The following is a 14,968-nucleotide window of genomic DNA, read 5'->3' as shown; positions in this document are numbered from 1 at the left end:
CCCGTCAAAGGGCGTGTCTGACGCTGCGCCGCCGGGTCACCGGCGTGGGACATGGCGCTCGGACTCCTTACCGCGCCGACTGTAGCGCGGCGAGGTCACGGGCGGGCGGCGGGCGGGCCGGGGCGGATCAGGCGCCGCACGACCTCAGGAAGCGGCGGGTGCGTACGGCGACGGGCAGCGGCCGGTCGGGCGGGCAGGGGTACATGTCCTGCTCGACGATGGCGAACAGGTCCACGCCCAGCTGCTGGGCCGCCACCAGGACCGGGCGCAGATCCGGCACCCCGGACGGCGGTTCGCACATCACCCCGCGCTGGACCGCCGGCCCGAACGGCAGCCCGTCCGCGACGACTTCGGCGAGGATCCGCGGGTCGACCTGCTTGAGGTGCAGATAGCCGATCCGCTCGCCGTAGGTCTCGATCAGCTTGACGCTGTCGCCGCCGCAGTAGGCGTAGTGGCCGGTGTCCAGGCAGAGGTCGACCAGTTCGGAGTCGGTGGAGTCCAGGAAGCGCTCGACGTGGGCCTCGGTGTCGATGTGGGTGTCGGCGTGCGGGTGGACGACGATGTCGAGGCCGTAGGCCTCCTTGACCTCGTGGCCGAGCCGTTCCATGCCCTTGGTCAGGTGGGCCCACTGCCCGGCGGTCAGCTCCGGCGGCTCCAGGATCTCGGCGGTCCTGTCGTCCCGCCAGAAGGAGGGGATGACGACGAGGTGCCGCGCCCCCATGGCCCGGGTGAGGGCGGCGACCCGGCTGACGTGGGCCCAGGTGTCCTCCCAGACCGCCGGGCCGTGGTGCAGGCCGGTGAAGACCGTGCCGGCCGACACCCTCAGGTCGCGCCGGGCCACCTCGTCGGCGAGGCGGGCCGGGTCGGTGGGCAGATAGCCGTAGGGTCCGAGTTCGATCCAGGAGTAGCCGGCCTCGGCGACCTCGTCGAGGAAGCGCTCCCAGGGAACCTGACGGGGGTCGTCGGCGAACCAGACGCCCCAGGAGTCGGGGGCCGAGCCGACCCGGATGCGGTCGAGGGCGGGGGTCATGTCAGCAGTTCCCTTCCGAAGACGCCGGTACGGATCGGGGGGCCGCCGTCGCGGCCACGGCCGGACGGCGGCGGGTGTGCGGGAGCGGTCGCGCGGTCTCCGTCCTTCCTCACCTCACATCATGGGCTCCCTCAGGTCCGAATGTAAGTACAAAGAAATTGACAGTCCGGCCCCGGGGGATCTAGACCTGTGAAGCGGCAGCCCAGGGGTCCCGGATCCCCGCCCCGCCCGGTTCGAGGAGCGTCACGCATGACCGAGCCAGTCGAGTCCGCCCGGATCTTCGATCTGATCACCATGGGCCGCATCGGGGTCGATCTCTACCCGCTGCAGTCCGGCGTACCCCTCGCGCGGGTGGAGTCGTTCGGCAAGTTCCTCGGCGGTTCGGCCGCCAACGTGGCCGTGGCCGCCGCCCGGCTCGGCCGGTCCACGGCCGTCATCACCCGCACGGGTGACGACCCCTTCGGTGCGTATCTGCACGAGGCCCTGGAGGAGTTCGGGGTGGACGACCGCTGGGTCGCACCGGTCGGCGCCTACCCGACGCCCGTCACCTTCTGCGAGATCTTCCCGCCGGACGACTTCCCGCTGTACTTCTACCGCCGGCCCAAGGCCCCGGACCTGGAGATCCACCCCGGCGAACTGGACCTGGACGCGATCCGCGCGGCCCGGATCTTCTGGATGACCGGCACCGGCCTGAGCGAGGAACCCAGCCGCTCGGCCACGCTCGCCGCGCTCGAGGCCCGCGCCCGGGCCGGCATCACCGTCTTCGACCTCGACTGGCGCCCCATGTTCTGGCCCTCGGACACCGACGGCGCCGCCGCGGGGGCCGAACGGGCCCGCCCGTACTACGCCGAGGCGCTGCGGCACGCGACCGTGGCGGTCGGCAACGTCGACGAGTGCGAGATCGCCACCGGCGTGCGCGATCCCGAGGCCTGCGCGAAGGCGCTGCTCGCGGCCGGGGTGGAACTGGCCGTCGTCAAGCAGGGCCCCGAGGGCGTGCTCGCGGTGCGCCGCGACGGCGCCCGGGTCACGGTCCCGCCGGTGCCGGTGGAGGTCGTCAACGGACTCGGCGCGGGGGACGCGTTCGGCGGCGCGCTGTGCCACGGCCTGCTGTCCGGCTGGGACTTGACGGCGACCGTGCGCTACGCCAACGCGGCCGGGGCCCTCGTCGCCTCCCGCCTCGCCTGCTCCGCCGCGATGCCCACCGCGTCCGAGGTCGACGGCCTCCTCGCCCGGGCCACCGACCGGACGGAGCCGTCCCGTTGAGCACCGCGCCCGCCCCCGAGAACCCGTCCGCCCGCCGAGGAGGAGTCCGTTGACCAGCCCCTACCACCTCCCCGCCGGCGAGGCCGCCGACGGACCGTACGGCGTGGCCGTCTCCCCCGGGTCCGCCGGCTGGGGCCACGCCCACCTGCGCGTCCTGGACCTGCCGGCCGGCGGCACGCACACCTTCGACACCGGCGACAGCGAGTGGATCGTGCTTCCGCTGAGCGGCGGCTGCGAGGTGAGCTGCGCCGACGAGTTCGGCGGGGACGCCTTCCGCCTCACCGGCCGCGACAGCGTGTTCGGCGGCGTGAGCGACTTCGCGTACGTCCCGCGCGACGCCCGTACGACCCTCTCGGCGCCCGGCGGCGGACGGTTCGCGCTCACCGGCGCCCGCTGCACCCGCCGCCTGCCCGCGCGGTACGGCCCCGCCGCCGGCGTACCGGTGGAGCTGCGCGGCAGCGGCGCCTGCTCCCGGCAGGTGAACAACTTCGCGGCCGCCGGGGTGTTCGAGTGCGACCGGCTGATCGCGGTCGAGGTGCTCACGCCGGGCGGCAATTGGTCCTCCTTCCCGCCGCACAAGCACGACGAGCACCGTCCCGGCGAGGAGTCGGTGCTGGAGGAGGTCTACTACTTCGAGTTCGCCGCCCACGAGGGCGTCCCGGGCCTCGGCTACCAGCGGGTCACGCCGTCCGGACACGGCCGGGGCACGGACGTGCTGGCCGAGGTGCGCGACGGCGACGTGGTCCTGATCCCGGACGGCTGGCACGGACCGTCGATCGCCGCGCCCGGACACCACATGTACTACCTCAACGTGATGGCGGGCCCGGACCCCGAGCGCGCCTGGCTGATCCGCGACCACCCCGACCACGCCTGGGTCCGCGACACCTGGCCCGGCCGGCCGGTCGATCCCCGGCTGCCCCTGTACACGGCCCCTGCCCAGTGAACTCCCCGATCCCGGTGCGGATCCCTACTCCAGTGAGGTACCGACCATGACCGAGCCGAGCGGACCGGGCGAGCCGGAGGCGCCGGGCACGCCCACGGTCCGGCTGACCGTGGCCCAGGCACTGGTGCGTTTCCTCGCCGCCCAGCACACCGAGCGGGACGGCGTACGGCACCGGCTGATCGCCGGCATGTGGGGCGTCTTCGGGCACGGCAACGTCGCCGGGATCGGCCAGGCGCTCGTCGACCACGCGGACGTGATGCCGTACCACCAGGGCCGCAACGAGCAGGCGATGGTGCACGCGGCGGTCGGCTACGCCCGTCAGCGCGGCCGGCTCTCCGCCCAGGCGGTCACCACGTCCATCGGGCCGGGCGCGACCAACCTCGTCACGGGCGCGGCGCTGGCCACGATCAACCGCCTGCCGGTCCTGCTGCTGCCCGGCGACTACTTCGCCTCCCACGTCGCCGACCCCCTCCTCCAGCAGCTGGAGCACCCCTCGGCGGCGGACGTCTCGGTCAACGACACCCTGCGGCCGGTCTCCCGCTGGTTCGACCGGATCACCCGTCCGGAGGCGCTGATCCCCTCCGCGCTCAACGCGATGCGGGTGCTGACCGATCCGGTCGAGACGGGCGCGGTCACGCTCGCGCTGCCGCAGGACGTGCAGGCGGAGGCCCACGACTGGCCGGCGGAGTTCTTCGCCGACCGGGTGTGGCGGGTACGGCGGCCCGCTCCCGACCCGGACGAACTCGCCGGGGCCGCCGCCGCGATCCGGCGCGCCGCCCGTCCGCTGATCGTGGCCGGCGGCGGTGTCCGGCACAGCGCGGCCGAGGAGGCGCTGAAGGCGCTGGTGGGCGCCACCGGCATCCCGGTCGCCGTCACGCAGGCGGGCAAGGGGGTGCTGCGCCACGACCATCCGGCCGACGTGGGCGGCATCGGGCACACCGGCACGGCGGTCGCCGACGACCTCGCCCGCACCGCCGACCTGGTGGTGGGCGTCGGCACCCGGTTCACCGACTTCACGACGGCCTCCGGCACCCTCTTCCAGAACCCGGACGTCCGCTTCGTCAACCTCAACATCACCGCGTTCGACGCCCACAAGCTGGCGGCGGCCACGCTCGTCTGCGACGCCCGGGCCGGGCTGGCCGCGCTCGCCGAGGGCCTGGCCGGCCACCGGGTGGCCGCCGCCTACGAGGCCGAGTACCGCGGGGGCAAGGAGCGCTGGGAGCGGGTGGTCGAGGCGGCGTACCGCGCGGACGACGACAGCGCCGCGCCGAGCCAGGCGCAGCTGCTCGGCGCGCTGGACGCGGTGGTCGACGACACGGACGTGGTGATCAACGCGGCCGGCTCGCTCCCCGGCGACCTGCACAGACTGTGGCGGGCCCGCTCCTCGCGCCAGTACCACGTGGAGTACGGCTACTCCTGCATGGGCTACGAGATCCCGGCCGCGATCGGCGTGCAGCAGGCCGCCCCGGACGTCCCGGTGTGGGCGCTGGTCGGCGACGGCACCTATCTGATGATGCCGACCGAGATCGTCACGGCCGTCCAGGAGGAGCTGCCGATCAAGGTGGTGCTGATCCAGAACCACGGGTACGCCTCGATCGGCGGCCTGTCGGAGTCGGTGGGGGCCGAGCGCTTCGGCACGGCGTACCGCCGCCGGACCCCGGACGGCTCGTTCAGCGGGCCGCCGCTCCCCGTGGACCTGGCCGCCAACGCCGCCAGCCTCGGCATGGACGTACTGCGCGCCGGGACCGTGGCCCAACTGCGCGCGGCCCTGCGCACCGCCCGCGCCGCCGACCGGCCGACGTGCGTGTACGTCGAGACCGACCCGTCCGACGCGCCCGCGGCCGAGGCGTGGTGGGACGTGCCGGTGGCCGAGGTGGCCGGCCGGCCGGCGGCGGCCGAGGCCCGCGAGCGCTACGTCCGCGAGGCCGCGCGGCGGCGGCGTCCGCTGTGAGGGCGGCGGCCCTGGTGCCCGTGGCGCTCGCGCACCTCGCCGGTCTCCCGGCGGTTCGTGCGCCGCTTCCCGCCGAGCCCGGTGATCACGGCCGCTGCGCCGGTCGAGGACACTCGGTCCCCCATCGGACCCCGGAAACGCGAAGGCCGATCTCGGATGTCTCCGAAACCGGCCCTGAACTGCGACTCTCACGAGTCGGGACGACAGGATTTGAACCTGCGACCCCTTGACCCCCAGTCAAGTGCGCTACCAAGCTGCGCCACGTCCCGTCGCGCTCACGCCGGGGTGACCCGTGTGATCGCGCGAACGTCACTTTACCGCACGCCGGGGGCCGCGCCGAAAGGGGCTCGGGGCCGGGGGGAGAATCGGCGTATGAGCAGCACATCCGCCAGGCGGCCCGACGGCGCGCGGGACCGCGACAGTGAGGGGCGGGCGCGCAACGCCCGGCCGCGCGACGGGCTCGGGCGCCCCCTGCCCTACGGCGCCGACGGGGTGCCCCGGCAGCCCGAGGGCGTGGTGCGCACCCCCGCGGAGACGGTGGCCGAGGCGCAGGCGCTGCTGGACGCCGGCCGGCCGTTCCACGCGCACGAGGTCTTCGAGGACGCCTGGAAGACGCGGCCGGACGCCGAGCGCACGCTGTGGCGCGGACTGGCCCAACTGGCGGTGGGGCTCACGCACGCGGCCCGCGGCAACACCACCGGCGGCGCCCGGCTGCTGCGGCGTGGCGCGGGCGCGGTGACGCGGTGGACGACGGAGACCGGGGTCCGGGACCCGCACGGCATGGACACGGCCGCCCTGGTCGGCTGGGCGCGGGAGCTGGCGGACGCGGTGGAGGACGGGACGGCCGGCCCCGTGGACGCGGCCGGGCGGGCACCGCGGCTGCGCGGCGGGTCGTAGCGCCCGGTACGGCACCGGTGCGCACGCCGTCGGCGCCGTACGGCAGACTCGGGGCGTGCGAAAGATCCATGTCATCGGCATCGGCGCGGGCGACCCCGAACAGCTCACCCTTCAGGCGGTCAGGGCGCTGCGCGACACGGACGTGTTCTTCGTCCTCGACAAGGGCGAGGTGAAGTCGGATCTCGTAGGGCTGCGCCGGGACATCCTGGCGGCGCACGTGCGGGAGGGGACGTACCGCGTGGTGGAGGCGCGGGACCCGGAGCGGGACCGCCGGGCGGAGGGCGCCGGCTACTCCCCCGCCGTCGGTGACTGGCGCAGCGCCCGCGCGGACGTCTATGAGCGGCTGATCGCCGGGGAGCTCGGCGAGAACGGGCGGGGCGCGTTCCTGGTGTGGGGCGATCCGTCGCTGTACGACAGCACCCTCGGGATCCTCGAAGAGGTGCTGGCACGGGGCTCGGTGGAGTTCGAGTACGACGTCGTGCCCGGGATCAGCAGTGTCTCCGCGCTGGTGGCCCGGCACCGCACGGGTCTGAACCGGGTGGCCCGGCCGGTGCAGATCACCACGGGTCGGCGACTGGCGGAGGGGTTCCCCGAGGGGGTGGACGACGTCGTCGTGATGCTCGACGCCCACCAGGCCTTCACGCGGTACGCCGACCAGGACATCGACATCTACTGGGGCGCCTACATCGGCACCCCGGACGAGATCCTCGCCTCCGGTCCGATCGCGGAGGCGGCTCCCCGCATCGAGCGCCTGCGTGCCGAGGCGCGGGAGCGCAAGGGCTGGATCATGGACACGTATCTGCTGCGGCGGCGGACGCGGGAGTGAGGCGGCGGGGGCGGGGACGGCCCGTCCGCCGGGTGTCGTGCCGGGCGGGGCGGTCGTTGCCCACCCCGTGCTCCGTCAGGGGGCCCACCTCCCGTCCGGCGTCCCGGCAGGCGGTCACCAGACCGGGCAGGGCGCCGAGCGCCGAGCGCCAGCAGCCGGGCGCGGAGGCGCGGTCGCAGTCGTGCAGCAGGACGGTGCCGCCGCCGCGCAGGTCCGCGCCGACGGTGGCGCGCACGGAGGCGGGAGTGGCCTCGGCCGTCCAGTCCCGGCCCCAGGCGGTCCACAGCACCGGACGCAGGCCGAGCCTCCGGGCCGCCGCCCAGCGGCCGGCGGTGAGGATGCCGTACGGAGGGCGGTACCAGACCGGGCGGCGGCCCGTGACGTCCTGCACGACGCGGACGGTGAGCGCGGTCTCCCGCAGGTCCCGGCCGGGGGCGGGCAGCCAGGGGCGGCTGTGGGTCCAGCCGTGGACGCCGAGTTCGTGGCCGCGCCCGGCGATGTCCCGGGTGAGCTCCGGATGGCGTACGACCGCCTCGCCCAGGACGAAGAACGTGGCCCGCACGCCGAGCCGGTCCAGTTCGTCCAGGAAACGGGGTGTGGACTCGGGGTCGGGGCCGTCGTCGAAGGTGAGCGCCACGTGGCCGGGGCGGCCGAGGCCGGCCAGGCGCGGCAGGCAGGCGGAGCGGAAGCGCGGCAGCCAGGTGGCGGCCGGGACGATGTGCGCGGCCGCGACGACGGCGAACGGCGCGAGGGCCGCCGCGAGGGGCCGCGCGACGCCGCCGCCCGGTGCTGTTCCTCCCACCGTCCGCTCCTTCCTGTGCCCGGTGCGGTGTGCCCCGTGCGGGTGAACCGGCCTGTGCCCCCGTGCGGGTGAACGCCCGCCCCTCTCAGCCGAAGCGTGCGGCGAGGCGCCGGTAGAGGGCGGGCGCCGCGCCGCGCACTCGGCCAGGCACCCGCGTCCACCCGGGGACGTACACCTCGTCCCGGCCCCGCGCGACCGCGTCCCACACCGCGTCGGCGACGCGGCTCGCCGGTACGGGCTTGGGGCGGGAGCGCCGGTAGGGCACCCCGCGGCGGTCGAAGAACGGCGTGTCCACGACGCCGGGCACGACATGGCTGATGCCCACCCCGGTGCCGCGCAGCTCGTAGCGCACGGCGTCGGCGAAGGCGCCCAGCGCGGCCTTGGTGGCGGAGTACACCGCCTCGTCGCGCACTCCCACCGTGCCCGCGAGGGAGCCGATGAGGACCACGCGGCCGGCGCCCTGTCCGACCATGCGGGGCAGCAGCAGCCTGACCAGGCGCAGGGTGGCGAGCACGTTGACCTCGAACACCTCGTCGATGGCCCGCTGCGGCATGGTGTGGAACGGTCCTGACCAGCCGATTCCGGCGCCGGCCACCAACAGGTCGACCCGGCCGGCGCTGTCCAGCGCGAACCGCGCGAGCCGCCGCTCCGCGCCCGGGCCGGACAGGTCCGCCGGGTAGGCGACCGCCGAGGTGCCCCGGGCCACCTCCTCCAGGCGCGCGCGGTCCCGTCCGTTGAGCACGAGGTGCCAGCCGCCCTCGGCGGCGAGGCGGCGGGCGACGGCCGCGCCGATCCCGGACGACGCGCCGGTCACCAGGGCGCCCCCGCCGAGCGGCGTGCCGTCGGCGGCGTGGCGGCGCGGGGCGCTCGGCGTCTCCGGTGCCTCGGCCGGGGTCCCGGAGCCTGACCGGACGCGGGAAGGGGCTTGGGACATCGGGGCGCACCTCTGGGTCGACGGTGACCGAGGGCCGCCGCTGCGGCCTCGGTGGTCCGGGGACGGCCTGCCGGAGGGGAAGTATCCCGGGGACCGGGCCCGAAACGTGGGACGGGCTGGGGTGCGGGGCCGGTCGTTTGACTCCGCTGGGTGAGGGTTACTCACTTCCAGTGTCGTCTCAAACGCCCGCGCCGCCACCCCTGCCCGCCGCTCGGGGGCCCCAGGCCGCACACGTGTCCGGCCGGCCGGGGGAGCCCGAGGCCGAGCGGCTGCTGATCGTCAGCGCCAGCATGGGTTCGGGTCACGACACGGTGGCCGCGGAGCTGGCGCGACGGGCGCGGGCCGCAGGCAAGGAGGCGTACGTCGTCGACGTGCTGGCCATGCTGCCGTACGGCCTCGGGGACGGTCTGAGGGGCTTCTACCAGACCGTCGTCCGGCACTGTCCATGGGTCTACGCCGGCATCTACGACCTCTTCCTCAGGCCGGGTCCCGGTGCCCGGCCCGGCGGCACTCCGCTGGCCCGGCTGGCGGGCGGGCGGCTGACCCGTCTGGTCCGCGAGACGCGGGCGGACGTCGTGGTGCCGGTCTTCCATCTGGCGGCCCAGCTCACCGGGCACCTGCGGGCCCGCGGGGTGCTGCGGGCGCCCAGCGCGGTCGTCCTGGTGGACTTCGCGGTGCACCGGCAGTGGCTCCATCCGGGCAACGACCTGCACCTGTGCCTGACGGACGAGGCGGCCGGGGAGGTGCGCCGCGCCCTGGGCCGGCCGGCGGAGGCGACCGGGCCCGTGGTGGCCCCGGGCTTCTTCCGCGCCGGGCCGGGGGTGGACCGGTGGCTGCGCCGGTTCGAGCGGTGCGGGGGCGGGCGGCCCGCCGTGCTGCTGTCGGCGGGCGCCTGGGGCGCGGGCGCGGACCTGGAGGGCACCGCGCGGCTGCTGGCCGGCCACGGCTTCCTGCCGGTCGTGCTGTGCGGGCGCAACGAGCGGCTGCGCCGCGCCCTGGCCGCCGTTCCCGGCGTCCTCACCCCCGGCTGGGTCACGGACATGCCGGACCTGCTGCACGCGTGCGCCGCGCTGGTGGACAACGCGGCCGGGCAGACCGCCGTCCAGGCCCTCGCCGCGTCCCTGCCGGTGGTCGGGTACCGGCCGCTGCCCGGGCACGGGGCGGAGGGCGTACGCCGGATGGCCGCTCTCGGGGTGTCGGAGCACGCCCCGGACGAGGCCGGGCTGCTGCGGTCCCTAAGGAGCCTCACGGCGGTCGGCGCCGAACGCGAGCGGCGGACCGCGGCCGGGCGCGCGCTGTTTCGCGAGGACGCGCTGTCACGAGTGGTACGGGCCTCGGCGGCCGGCGGCGCACCGTAGCAATACCCCCAGCGGTTCCCCCGGCACTTCCTCCAGCGGCCGTTCCCTCGGCGCTCCCCCGCGGCCGTTCCCTCGGCTCCCGTGGCCCGCCCTACGACCGCCGCGTCATGACCGCCTGCCTCATGACCGCCTGCCTCACGACCGCCTGCCTCACGACCGCTGTGCCCGGCCGGAGTCCAGGCGGACGATCCGGGCGACGTTCTCCCTGTCCTCGTCCTCCCGGCTGGGCTCGGCGGCGAACCAGGCGTCGAGGATCTCGGTCAGCAGCGGCTGGGAGGTCAGCCGCAGTCCGAGGGCGAGCACATTGGCGTCGTTCCAGCGGCGCGCCCCGTCGGCCGTGTAGGCGTCGGTGCACAGGGCGGCGCGGACCCCGGGCACCTTGTTGGCGGCGATGGACGCGCCCGTGCCGGTCCAGCAGCACACGACGGCCTGGTCGGCCCGTCCCTCGGCGACGTCCCGGGCCGCGGCCTGGGAGCACGCGGCCCACTGGGCGTCGTCGCCGGGGCGCAGCGCGCCGTGGGCGATCACCTCGTGCCCGAGCGCGCGCAGCCGGTCGACCAGGGCGCGGGCCACGGGTTCGTCCATGTCGGAGGAGACGGAGATCCGCATGCCTGGAGGGTACGCCGGGGGCCGGGTGTGCTGTCCGGACAGCACGCACCTAGAACATGTTCATGCCTAGAACATGTTCATGCCGAGCAGGAGCGCGGCGGCGAACAGGACCGCCGCGCCGAGGACGGCGACCAGCCGGAAGTGGCGGCGCAGCGAGGTGCGCAGGCCCGGGCGGCGGGGGGCCACCCGGTGCACGCTGGTGCTCCAGCCGGTGTCCTGGGCGGAGTGCGGCGCCGGCGTGGCGGGGCCCTGGTCGGCCGTGCCCCGGCGGCGCGCCGGGGCGGCGGGCTGCGTGCCCCGGTGGCGTCCGGGGCCCGCGTCCCACTGGCCCGCCTCCCATTGGCCCGGCCGTCCCTGCGGCTCGGCTCCGGCGCCCGGCCGTTCCGGCGGCAGCGGTTCGGGAGTGCCGCGCCAGGCGCCGCTGCGGAACCAGTCCGCGGTCTGGCGGGCCGTGGGGCGGTCCTCGGGCCGCTTGGCCAGCATGCTCAGCAGATACGCCTCGAAGGCGGGCGGCAGCGCGGCGCCCCGCTGGTGCGGTGGTACGGGCGGGGCGTCGACGTGCTGGTACAGCAGCGCGGTCGGGGTGTCGGCCTCGAAGGGCGGGTGGCCGACGGCCAGCTGGTAGAGGACGCAGCCCAGCGAGTACATGTCCGAGGCGGGGGAGGCGGGGGTGCCGATGGCGCGCTCGGGCGACAGGTACAGGCCGGTGCCGACGATCTGACCGGTCGTGGTGAGGCCGGCCGACGGGTCGTCGACGAAGCGCGCTATGCCGAAGTCGCCGATGCGGACGGTTCCGTGCCGGTCGCTCAGCAGGTTGCCGGGCTTGATGTCCCGGTGGACGATGCCCTGCTCGTGCGCCGCGGCGAGGCCCTCGGCCGCCTCCTGCGCGACCTGGGCCAGCCGCTCGCAGGAGAGCGGGCCTCCGCCGGTCAGCTCACCGGCGAGGCTGCCGCCGTCGACCAGTTCCATGACGAGGAAGCAACGGCCCTCCCAGGTACCGAAGTCGAGCGTCCCGACCACGTTGGGGTGGTTCAGCCGGGCGGAGGTCTGGGCCTCCAGCCGGAACCGTGCCTCGGCCGAGGCGTCGGCCACGTCGTTCAACAGCACCTTGACCGCGACCGACCGGTCGAGCACCTCGTCCTGGGCCTGCCAGACCTCGCCCATTCCGCCGCGCCCGATGACCGTGTGCAGCCGGTACCGATCCGCCACCCGCACCGTAGACCGCCTCAATCCCCGAAAAAATCCCGCCCTCACGACCGCGCCCCCGGTGACGGGCACGGCGGCAGCCGCACACCGCCTCCGGGTCGCGGCAACCGGCCCATCTTAACGATCACTTGGCGTGCCGCCGACCGACGCCTTGCCCGCGGACCCGGTGACCGGATCGCGACGGGTGTGCCCCACTGACCCCTTATGAGTGAAAAGCAGGAAGTCGCTTCTCGTACAAATATGTAGAACTGATCATGTATGTCATCGTCGCCGTACCCACTGATCCGCTCGGGAGAGGGAGGACGACCTTGGACCCTTTGACGTGGCTGCTCATCCCGTTGGCGACCGTGTTCATGGCAAGCGTGTGGAGTTGCTGCGCCGGGCGGTCGCGGCGCACCGACGTCTGGACGGACGTCCAGCGCTTCGACCGTGTGCGGGCGGCCCTGGAACGCGCCGCGACCTCCGACGTCCCGGCTCCCGAGCCCCCCGCGGCCGAGAGTCCCCGCCCCCTGGGCCGCGTCGTGCGGGTCTAGGGCCCCTCGTTCGGTTCGTGCCGGGCTCGCGCGCCCTGGCACCGCCCGGGGACGACGCCTCGGGGCCTGTCCGGCGGACGGTCCCTAGCCCACCAGCAGTTGTACGCCGCCCACGACCGTCGCCGCGATCACCAGCCGCTCGAACAGGCGCTGGTCGATCCGGTGCACGGCCCACTTGCCGATCAGGGCGCCCGGCACCACGAACACGACGAGCGCCGCGTCGAGGAGCAGGGAGTGGCCGTCGATCAGGCCGAGGCCGGCGCTGAAGGGGACCTTGGAGACGTTGACGATCAGGAAGAAGAACGCCGACGTCCCGAGGAACCCGAGCTTGCGGAATCCCGCGGACAGCAGGTAGAGCGACATCACCGGGCCGCCCGCGTTGGCGACCATGGTGGTGAAGCCGCCGAGGACGCCGTAGGAGCGGGCCTTGAGGCGGCCGGAGCGGGTGGCGACCGCGTCCGGCCGCTCGTCCTCGCCGCCCGCCCGGCGGCGCCACACCGTCACCGCCGCCATCAGCAGCAGGATCGCGCCGATGGAGGTCCGCACGACGGAGTCGCCGGCCCACTGAAGGAACAGCGTGCCGACGACGACACCGGCCGCGACGGCCGGGAACAGCCGCCACAGGGTGGGCCAGTGGGCGTGCCGACGGTAGGTGAGGACGGCGAGCACGTCGCCGGCGATCAGCAGGGGCAGCAGCACCCCGGTCGAGGCGCGGGCGGGCAGGACCGCCGCGAAGACGGCGAGGCTGACCGTGTTGGCGCCGCTGACGGCGGTCTTGGAGAAACCGACGAGGAGGGCCGCGAGCGCGAGCGCCGCGAAGCTCCATCCGGAGATGTGCCAGTAAGTCATCGTGTCCATGCGGACACCGATGCTAGGGCCGGCGGCTGTCACCGGTTGAGCCGGGGCGGGCTCGGCGTCGGGCGCGGGGCCTGAGGAGGAGCGCGCCGTTCCCCGCCCTCCTCCTCAGGCGCCCCGCCCGTCCGGGCGGCCGCCCGGACGGGACCGTGAGCGCTCCCTACGGGCGAGGGTCCCGCCCGGCGGGCTCAGCTCCCGTAGCGCGCCCGGAGCTCCCGCTTCAGGACCTTCATGCTCGGTCCGAGCGGCAGCGCCTCGGTGAACTCCACCCGGCGCGGGTACTTGTGCCGCCCCAGCCGCTCCTTGGACCACGCGGTCACCTCCTGCGCGTCGGCCGGCGCGCCCGGCGCGGGGACCACGACGGCGCACACCTCCTCGCCGTGCAGCTCGTCCGGCAGCCCGATGACGGCGACCTGGCCGACGCCGGGGTGGCGCAGCAGCACCTCCTCGACCTCGCGCGGGTAGACGTTGTAGCCGCCGCGGATGATGACGTCCTTCTTGCGGTCGACGATGCTGAGGAAGCCCTCGTCGTCCTTGGTGCCGAGGTCGCCGGTGCGGAACCAGCCGTCGACGAGCGCCTCGGCGGTGGCCTCGGGCCGGCCCAGGTAGCCGGAGAAGACGTTGTGGCCGCGGACGACGACCTCGCCCAGCTCGCCGGGCGGCAGCAGCTCGACGCGGTCCTCGGTCTCCGCGCGGGCGATCTCCACGTCCACGCCCCACAGCGGGTGGCCGATGGTGCCGGGCCTCGCACCGAACACCGGCTGGTTCACGGCCGCCGCCGGGGAGGTCTCCGACAGCCCGTACCCCTCGTAGATCTTCGCCCCGAACGCCGCCTCGAACCGCTCCAGCACCGCGACCGGCAGGGAGGCGCCGCCGGAGACGCACACGCGCAGGTCGGGCAGCGCGTCGGCGTCGGCCGCGGCGGCGGCGAGCGAGACGAACATGGTGGGCACCCCGTGGAAGGTGTTGACCCCTTCCTTCACCATCAGCTCGATCGCCCGCGCCGCGTCGAAGCGCGGCAACAGCACGAGCGTCGCCCCGGCCCGCCAGGTGGAGTTCATGGAGACCGTCTGGCCGAAGGCGTGGAAGAGGGGCAGCGCGCCGAGCGCGATGTCGTCGGGGCGGATGTCGTTGGCGTCGAAGGCGTTGACGGTCGCGTTCATCACCAGGTTGAAGTGGCTGAGGACGGCGCCCTTGGGGACGCCGGTGGTGCCGCTGGTGTAGAAGACCACGGCCGGGTCGTCGGCGGAGCGGGTGACGTAGGAGGGCAGCGGTTCGGCGGCGGCGGCGAGCGCGTCCAGCTCCGCGCCGAGGGTGACGGCCCGGACTCCGACGGCGTCCGCGGCGGCGGCGCCGGTCGCCGCCTGCGCCGGGTGGCACAGGAGCAGGGTGGCGCCGCTGTCCTCGAGGACGTGCTCGACCTCGGCCGCCGACAGCAGCAGGTGCACCGGGACGACGACCGCGCCGGCGGCGGCGATCGCGTAGTACGCGAGGGGGAACTCGGCGATGTTGGGCGCCATCAGCGCGATCCGGTCCCCAGGCCGTACGCCGAGCCCGGCGAGGGCGCCGGCCTGCTCGCGGGCCCGCTGCCACACCTGGGCGAAGCTGAGCCGCAGGTCGCCTTCGACGAGGGCGGTGCGGTCGGGGCGGCGCTTGGCGTTCTCGGCGAGGATCGCGGCGACGGAGAGGGTTGCCATGGAGGGGTACTTCCTTTTGGTGCGGCTTCGTTGCGGCTCTGGTCGTGCTGGTCCTTGTGGGACT

14 protein-coding genes and 1 tRNA gene are annotated in these 14,968 nt (G+C 74.9%); 7 read left to right on the top strand and 8 right to left on the bottom strand.

Annotated features, from left to right (window positions below; genetic code table 11):
• Positions 1-127: 127 nt before the first annotated feature.
• A complete protein-coding gene (locus ACH5A8_RS22995; RefSeq protein WP_399004756.1) occupies positions 128-1,030 on the bottom strand; it encodes a sugar phosphate isomerase/epimerase family protein in 903 nt (300 codons plus the stop codon).
• Between the two features lie 249 nt (positions 1,031-1,279).
• On the opposite strand from ACH5A8_RS22995, the gene iolC reads away from it, so the two are divergent.
• The 3 genes from iolC to iolD are packed head-to-tail and all read left to right on the top strand — an operon-like array spanning position 1,280 to position 5,187.
• Positions 1,280-2,293: a 5-dehydro-2-deoxygluconokinase gene (gene iolC, locus ACH5A8_RS22990; RefSeq protein WP_399004754.1), complete on the top strand. Its 1,014-nt coding sequence runs from the start codon at positions 1,280-1,282 to the stop codon at positions 2,291-2,293.
• A 49-nt stretch (positions 2,294-2,342) separates the two neighbouring features.
• Entirely contained in the window at positions 2,343-3,236 is an 894-nt protein-coding gene (gene iolB, locus ACH5A8_RS22985) for a 5-deoxy-glucuronate isomerase (protein ID WP_399004752.1), read from the top strand.
• Positions 3,237-3,282: 46 nt separating this feature from the next.
• Positions 3,283-5,187, top strand: a complete 1,905-nt coding sequence (gene iolD / locus ACH5A8_RS22980; protein ID WP_399004750.1) for a 3D-(3,5/4)-trihydroxycyclohexane-1,2-dione acylhydrolase (decyclizing) — start codon at positions 3,283-3,285, stop codon at positions 5,185-5,187.
• Positions 5,188-5,382: 195 nt separating this feature from the next.
• Here iolD and ACH5A8_RS22975 read toward each other — a convergent pair.
• A tRNA-Pro gene (locus tag ACH5A8_RS22975) sits at positions 5,383-5,456 on the bottom strand.
• A gap of 103 nt (positions 5,457-5,559) precedes the next feature.
• Here ACH5A8_RS22975 and ACH5A8_RS22970 point away from each other — a divergent pair.
• The gene (locus tag ACH5A8_RS22970; protein ID WP_399004748.1) at positions 5,560-6,084 is read left to right on the top strand and encodes a DUF309 domain-containing protein; all 525 of its coding nucleotides are present in this window, start codon (positions 5,560-5,562) and stop codon (positions 6,082-6,084) included.
• A gap of 55 nt (positions 6,085-6,139) precedes the next feature.
• Positions 6,140-6,910: a precorrin-6A synthase (deacetylating) gene (gene cobF, locus ACH5A8_RS22965; protein ID WP_399004746.1), complete on the top strand. Its 771-nt coding sequence runs from the start codon at positions 6,140-6,142 to the stop codon at positions 6,908-6,910.
• On the opposite strand, the gene ACH5A8_RS22960 is transcribed toward cobF, so the two are convergent.
• Together ACH5A8_RS22960 and ACH5A8_RS22955 are read right to left on the bottom strand one after the other, a co-directional pair.
• Entirely contained in the window at positions 6,870-7,712 is an 843-nt protein-coding gene (locus ACH5A8_RS22960) for a polysaccharide deacetylase family protein (RefSeq protein WP_399004744.1), read from the bottom strand. The genes cobF and ACH5A8_RS22960 overlap by 41 nt on opposite strands.
• Before the next feature lie 85 nt (positions 7,713-7,797).
• A complete protein-coding gene (locus ACH5A8_RS22955; RefSeq protein WP_399004742.1) occupies positions 7,798-8,646 on the bottom strand; it encodes an SDR family NAD(P)-dependent oxidoreductase in 849 nt (282 codons plus the stop codon).
• A 290-nt stretch (positions 8,647-8,936) separates the two neighbouring features.
• Here ACH5A8_RS22955 and ACH5A8_RS22950 point away from each other — a divergent pair, with 290 nt between their 5' ends.
• A complete protein-coding gene (locus ACH5A8_RS22950) occupies positions 8,937-10,004 on the top strand; it encodes a galactosyldiacylglycerol synthase (RefSeq protein ID WP_399005299.1) in 1,068 nt (355 codons plus the stop codon).
• A 150-nt stretch (positions 10,005-10,154) separates the two neighbouring features.
• Here the strand turns inward: ACH5A8_RS22950 and ACH5A8_RS22945 are convergent, their stop codons facing one another.
• Positions 10,155-10,613 carry an RpiB/LacA/LacB family sugar-phosphate isomerase gene (locus tag ACH5A8_RS22945; protein WP_399004740.1) on the bottom strand — a complete coding sequence of 153 codons (459 nt, stop codon included), beginning with the start codon at positions 10,611-10,613 and terminating at the stop codon, positions 10,155-10,157.
• Between the two features lie 66 nt (positions 10,614-10,679).
• The gene (locus ACH5A8_RS22940) at positions 10,680-11,822 is read right to left on the bottom strand and encodes a protein kinase (protein ID WP_399004738.1); all 1,143 of its coding nucleotides are present in this window, start codon (positions 11,820-11,822) and stop codon (positions 10,680-10,682) included.
• Between the two features lie 305 nt (positions 11,823-12,127).
• Between ACH5A8_RS22940 and ACH5A8_RS22935 the strand changes: the two genes are divergently transcribed.
• The gene (locus ACH5A8_RS22935; protein ID WP_399004736.1) at positions 12,128-12,352 is read left to right on the top strand and encodes a hypothetical protein; all 225 of its coding nucleotides are present in this window, start codon (positions 12,128-12,130) and stop codon (positions 12,350-12,352) included.
• Positions 12,353-12,436: 84 nt separating this feature from the next.
• Here ACH5A8_RS22935 and ACH5A8_RS22930 read toward each other — a convergent pair whose 3' ends face one another.
• Both ACH5A8_RS22930 and ACH5A8_RS22925 read right to left on the bottom strand, forming a co-directional pair.
• Positions 12,437-13,210: a sulfite exporter TauE/SafE family protein gene (locus ACH5A8_RS22930; protein WP_399004734.1), complete on the bottom strand. Its 774-nt coding sequence runs from the start codon at positions 13,208-13,210 to the stop codon at positions 12,437-12,439.
• A 185-nt stretch (positions 13,211-13,395) separates the two neighbouring features.
• Positions 13,396-14,904, bottom strand: coding sequence for a long-chain fatty acid--CoA ligase (locus tag ACH5A8_RS22925; RefSeq protein ID WP_399004732.1), 1,509 nt, complete (start codon positions 14,902-14,904; stop codon positions 13,396-13,398).
• Positions 14,905-14,968 lie beyond the last annotated feature (64 nt).

Origin of the sequence: Streptomyces sp. NPDC018610, from assembly GCF_044391765.1 — a bacterium.
Classification (GTDB): domain Bacteria; phylum Actinomycetota; class Actinomycetes; order Streptomycetales; family Streptomycetaceae; genus Streptomyces.
This window is presented reverse-complemented; position numbering and strand designations above follow the sequence as displayed.

What these genes read in the sequence shown, in the direction of transcription:
- ACH5A8_RS22925 (WP_399004732.1), bottom strand. Translation starts at nt 14,904, where the DNA reads ATGGCAACCCTCTCCGTCGCCGCGATCCTCGCCGAGAACGCCAAGCGC.
- iolD (WP_399004750.1), top strand. Translation starts at nt 3,283, where the DNA reads ATGACCGAGCCGAGCGGACCGGGCGAGCCGGAGGCGCCGGGCACGCCC.
- ACH5A8_RS22950 (WP_399005299.1), top strand. Translation starts at nt 8,937, where the DNA reads ATGGGTTCGGGTCACGACACGGTGGCCGCGGAGCTGGCGCGACGGGCG.
- ACH5A8_RS22970 (WP_399004748.1), top strand. Translation starts at nt 5,560, where the DNA reads ATGAGCAGCACATCCGCCAGGCGGCCCGACGGCGCGCGGGACCGCGAC.
- ACH5A8_RS22995 (WP_399004756.1), bottom strand. Translation starts at nt 1,030, where the DNA reads ATGACCCCCGCCCTCGACCGCATCCGGGTCGGCTCGGCCCCCGACTCC.
- ACH5A8_RS22930 (WP_399004734.1), bottom strand. Translation starts at nt 13,210, where the DNA reads ATGGACACGATGACTTACTGGCACATCTCCGGATGGAGCTTCGCGGCG.
- ACH5A8_RS22955 (WP_399004742.1), bottom strand. Translation starts at nt 8,646, where the DNA reads ATGTCCCAAGCCCCTTCCCGCGTCCGGTCAGGCTCCGGGACCCCGGCC.
- ACH5A8_RS22945 (WP_399004740.1), bottom strand. Translation starts at nt 10,613, where the DNA reads ATGCGGATCTCCGTCTCCTCCGACATGGACGAACCCGTGGCCCGCGCC.
- iolC (WP_399004754.1), top strand. Translation starts at nt 1,280, where the DNA reads ATGACCGAGCCAGTCGAGTCCGCCCGGATCTTCGATCTGATCACCATG.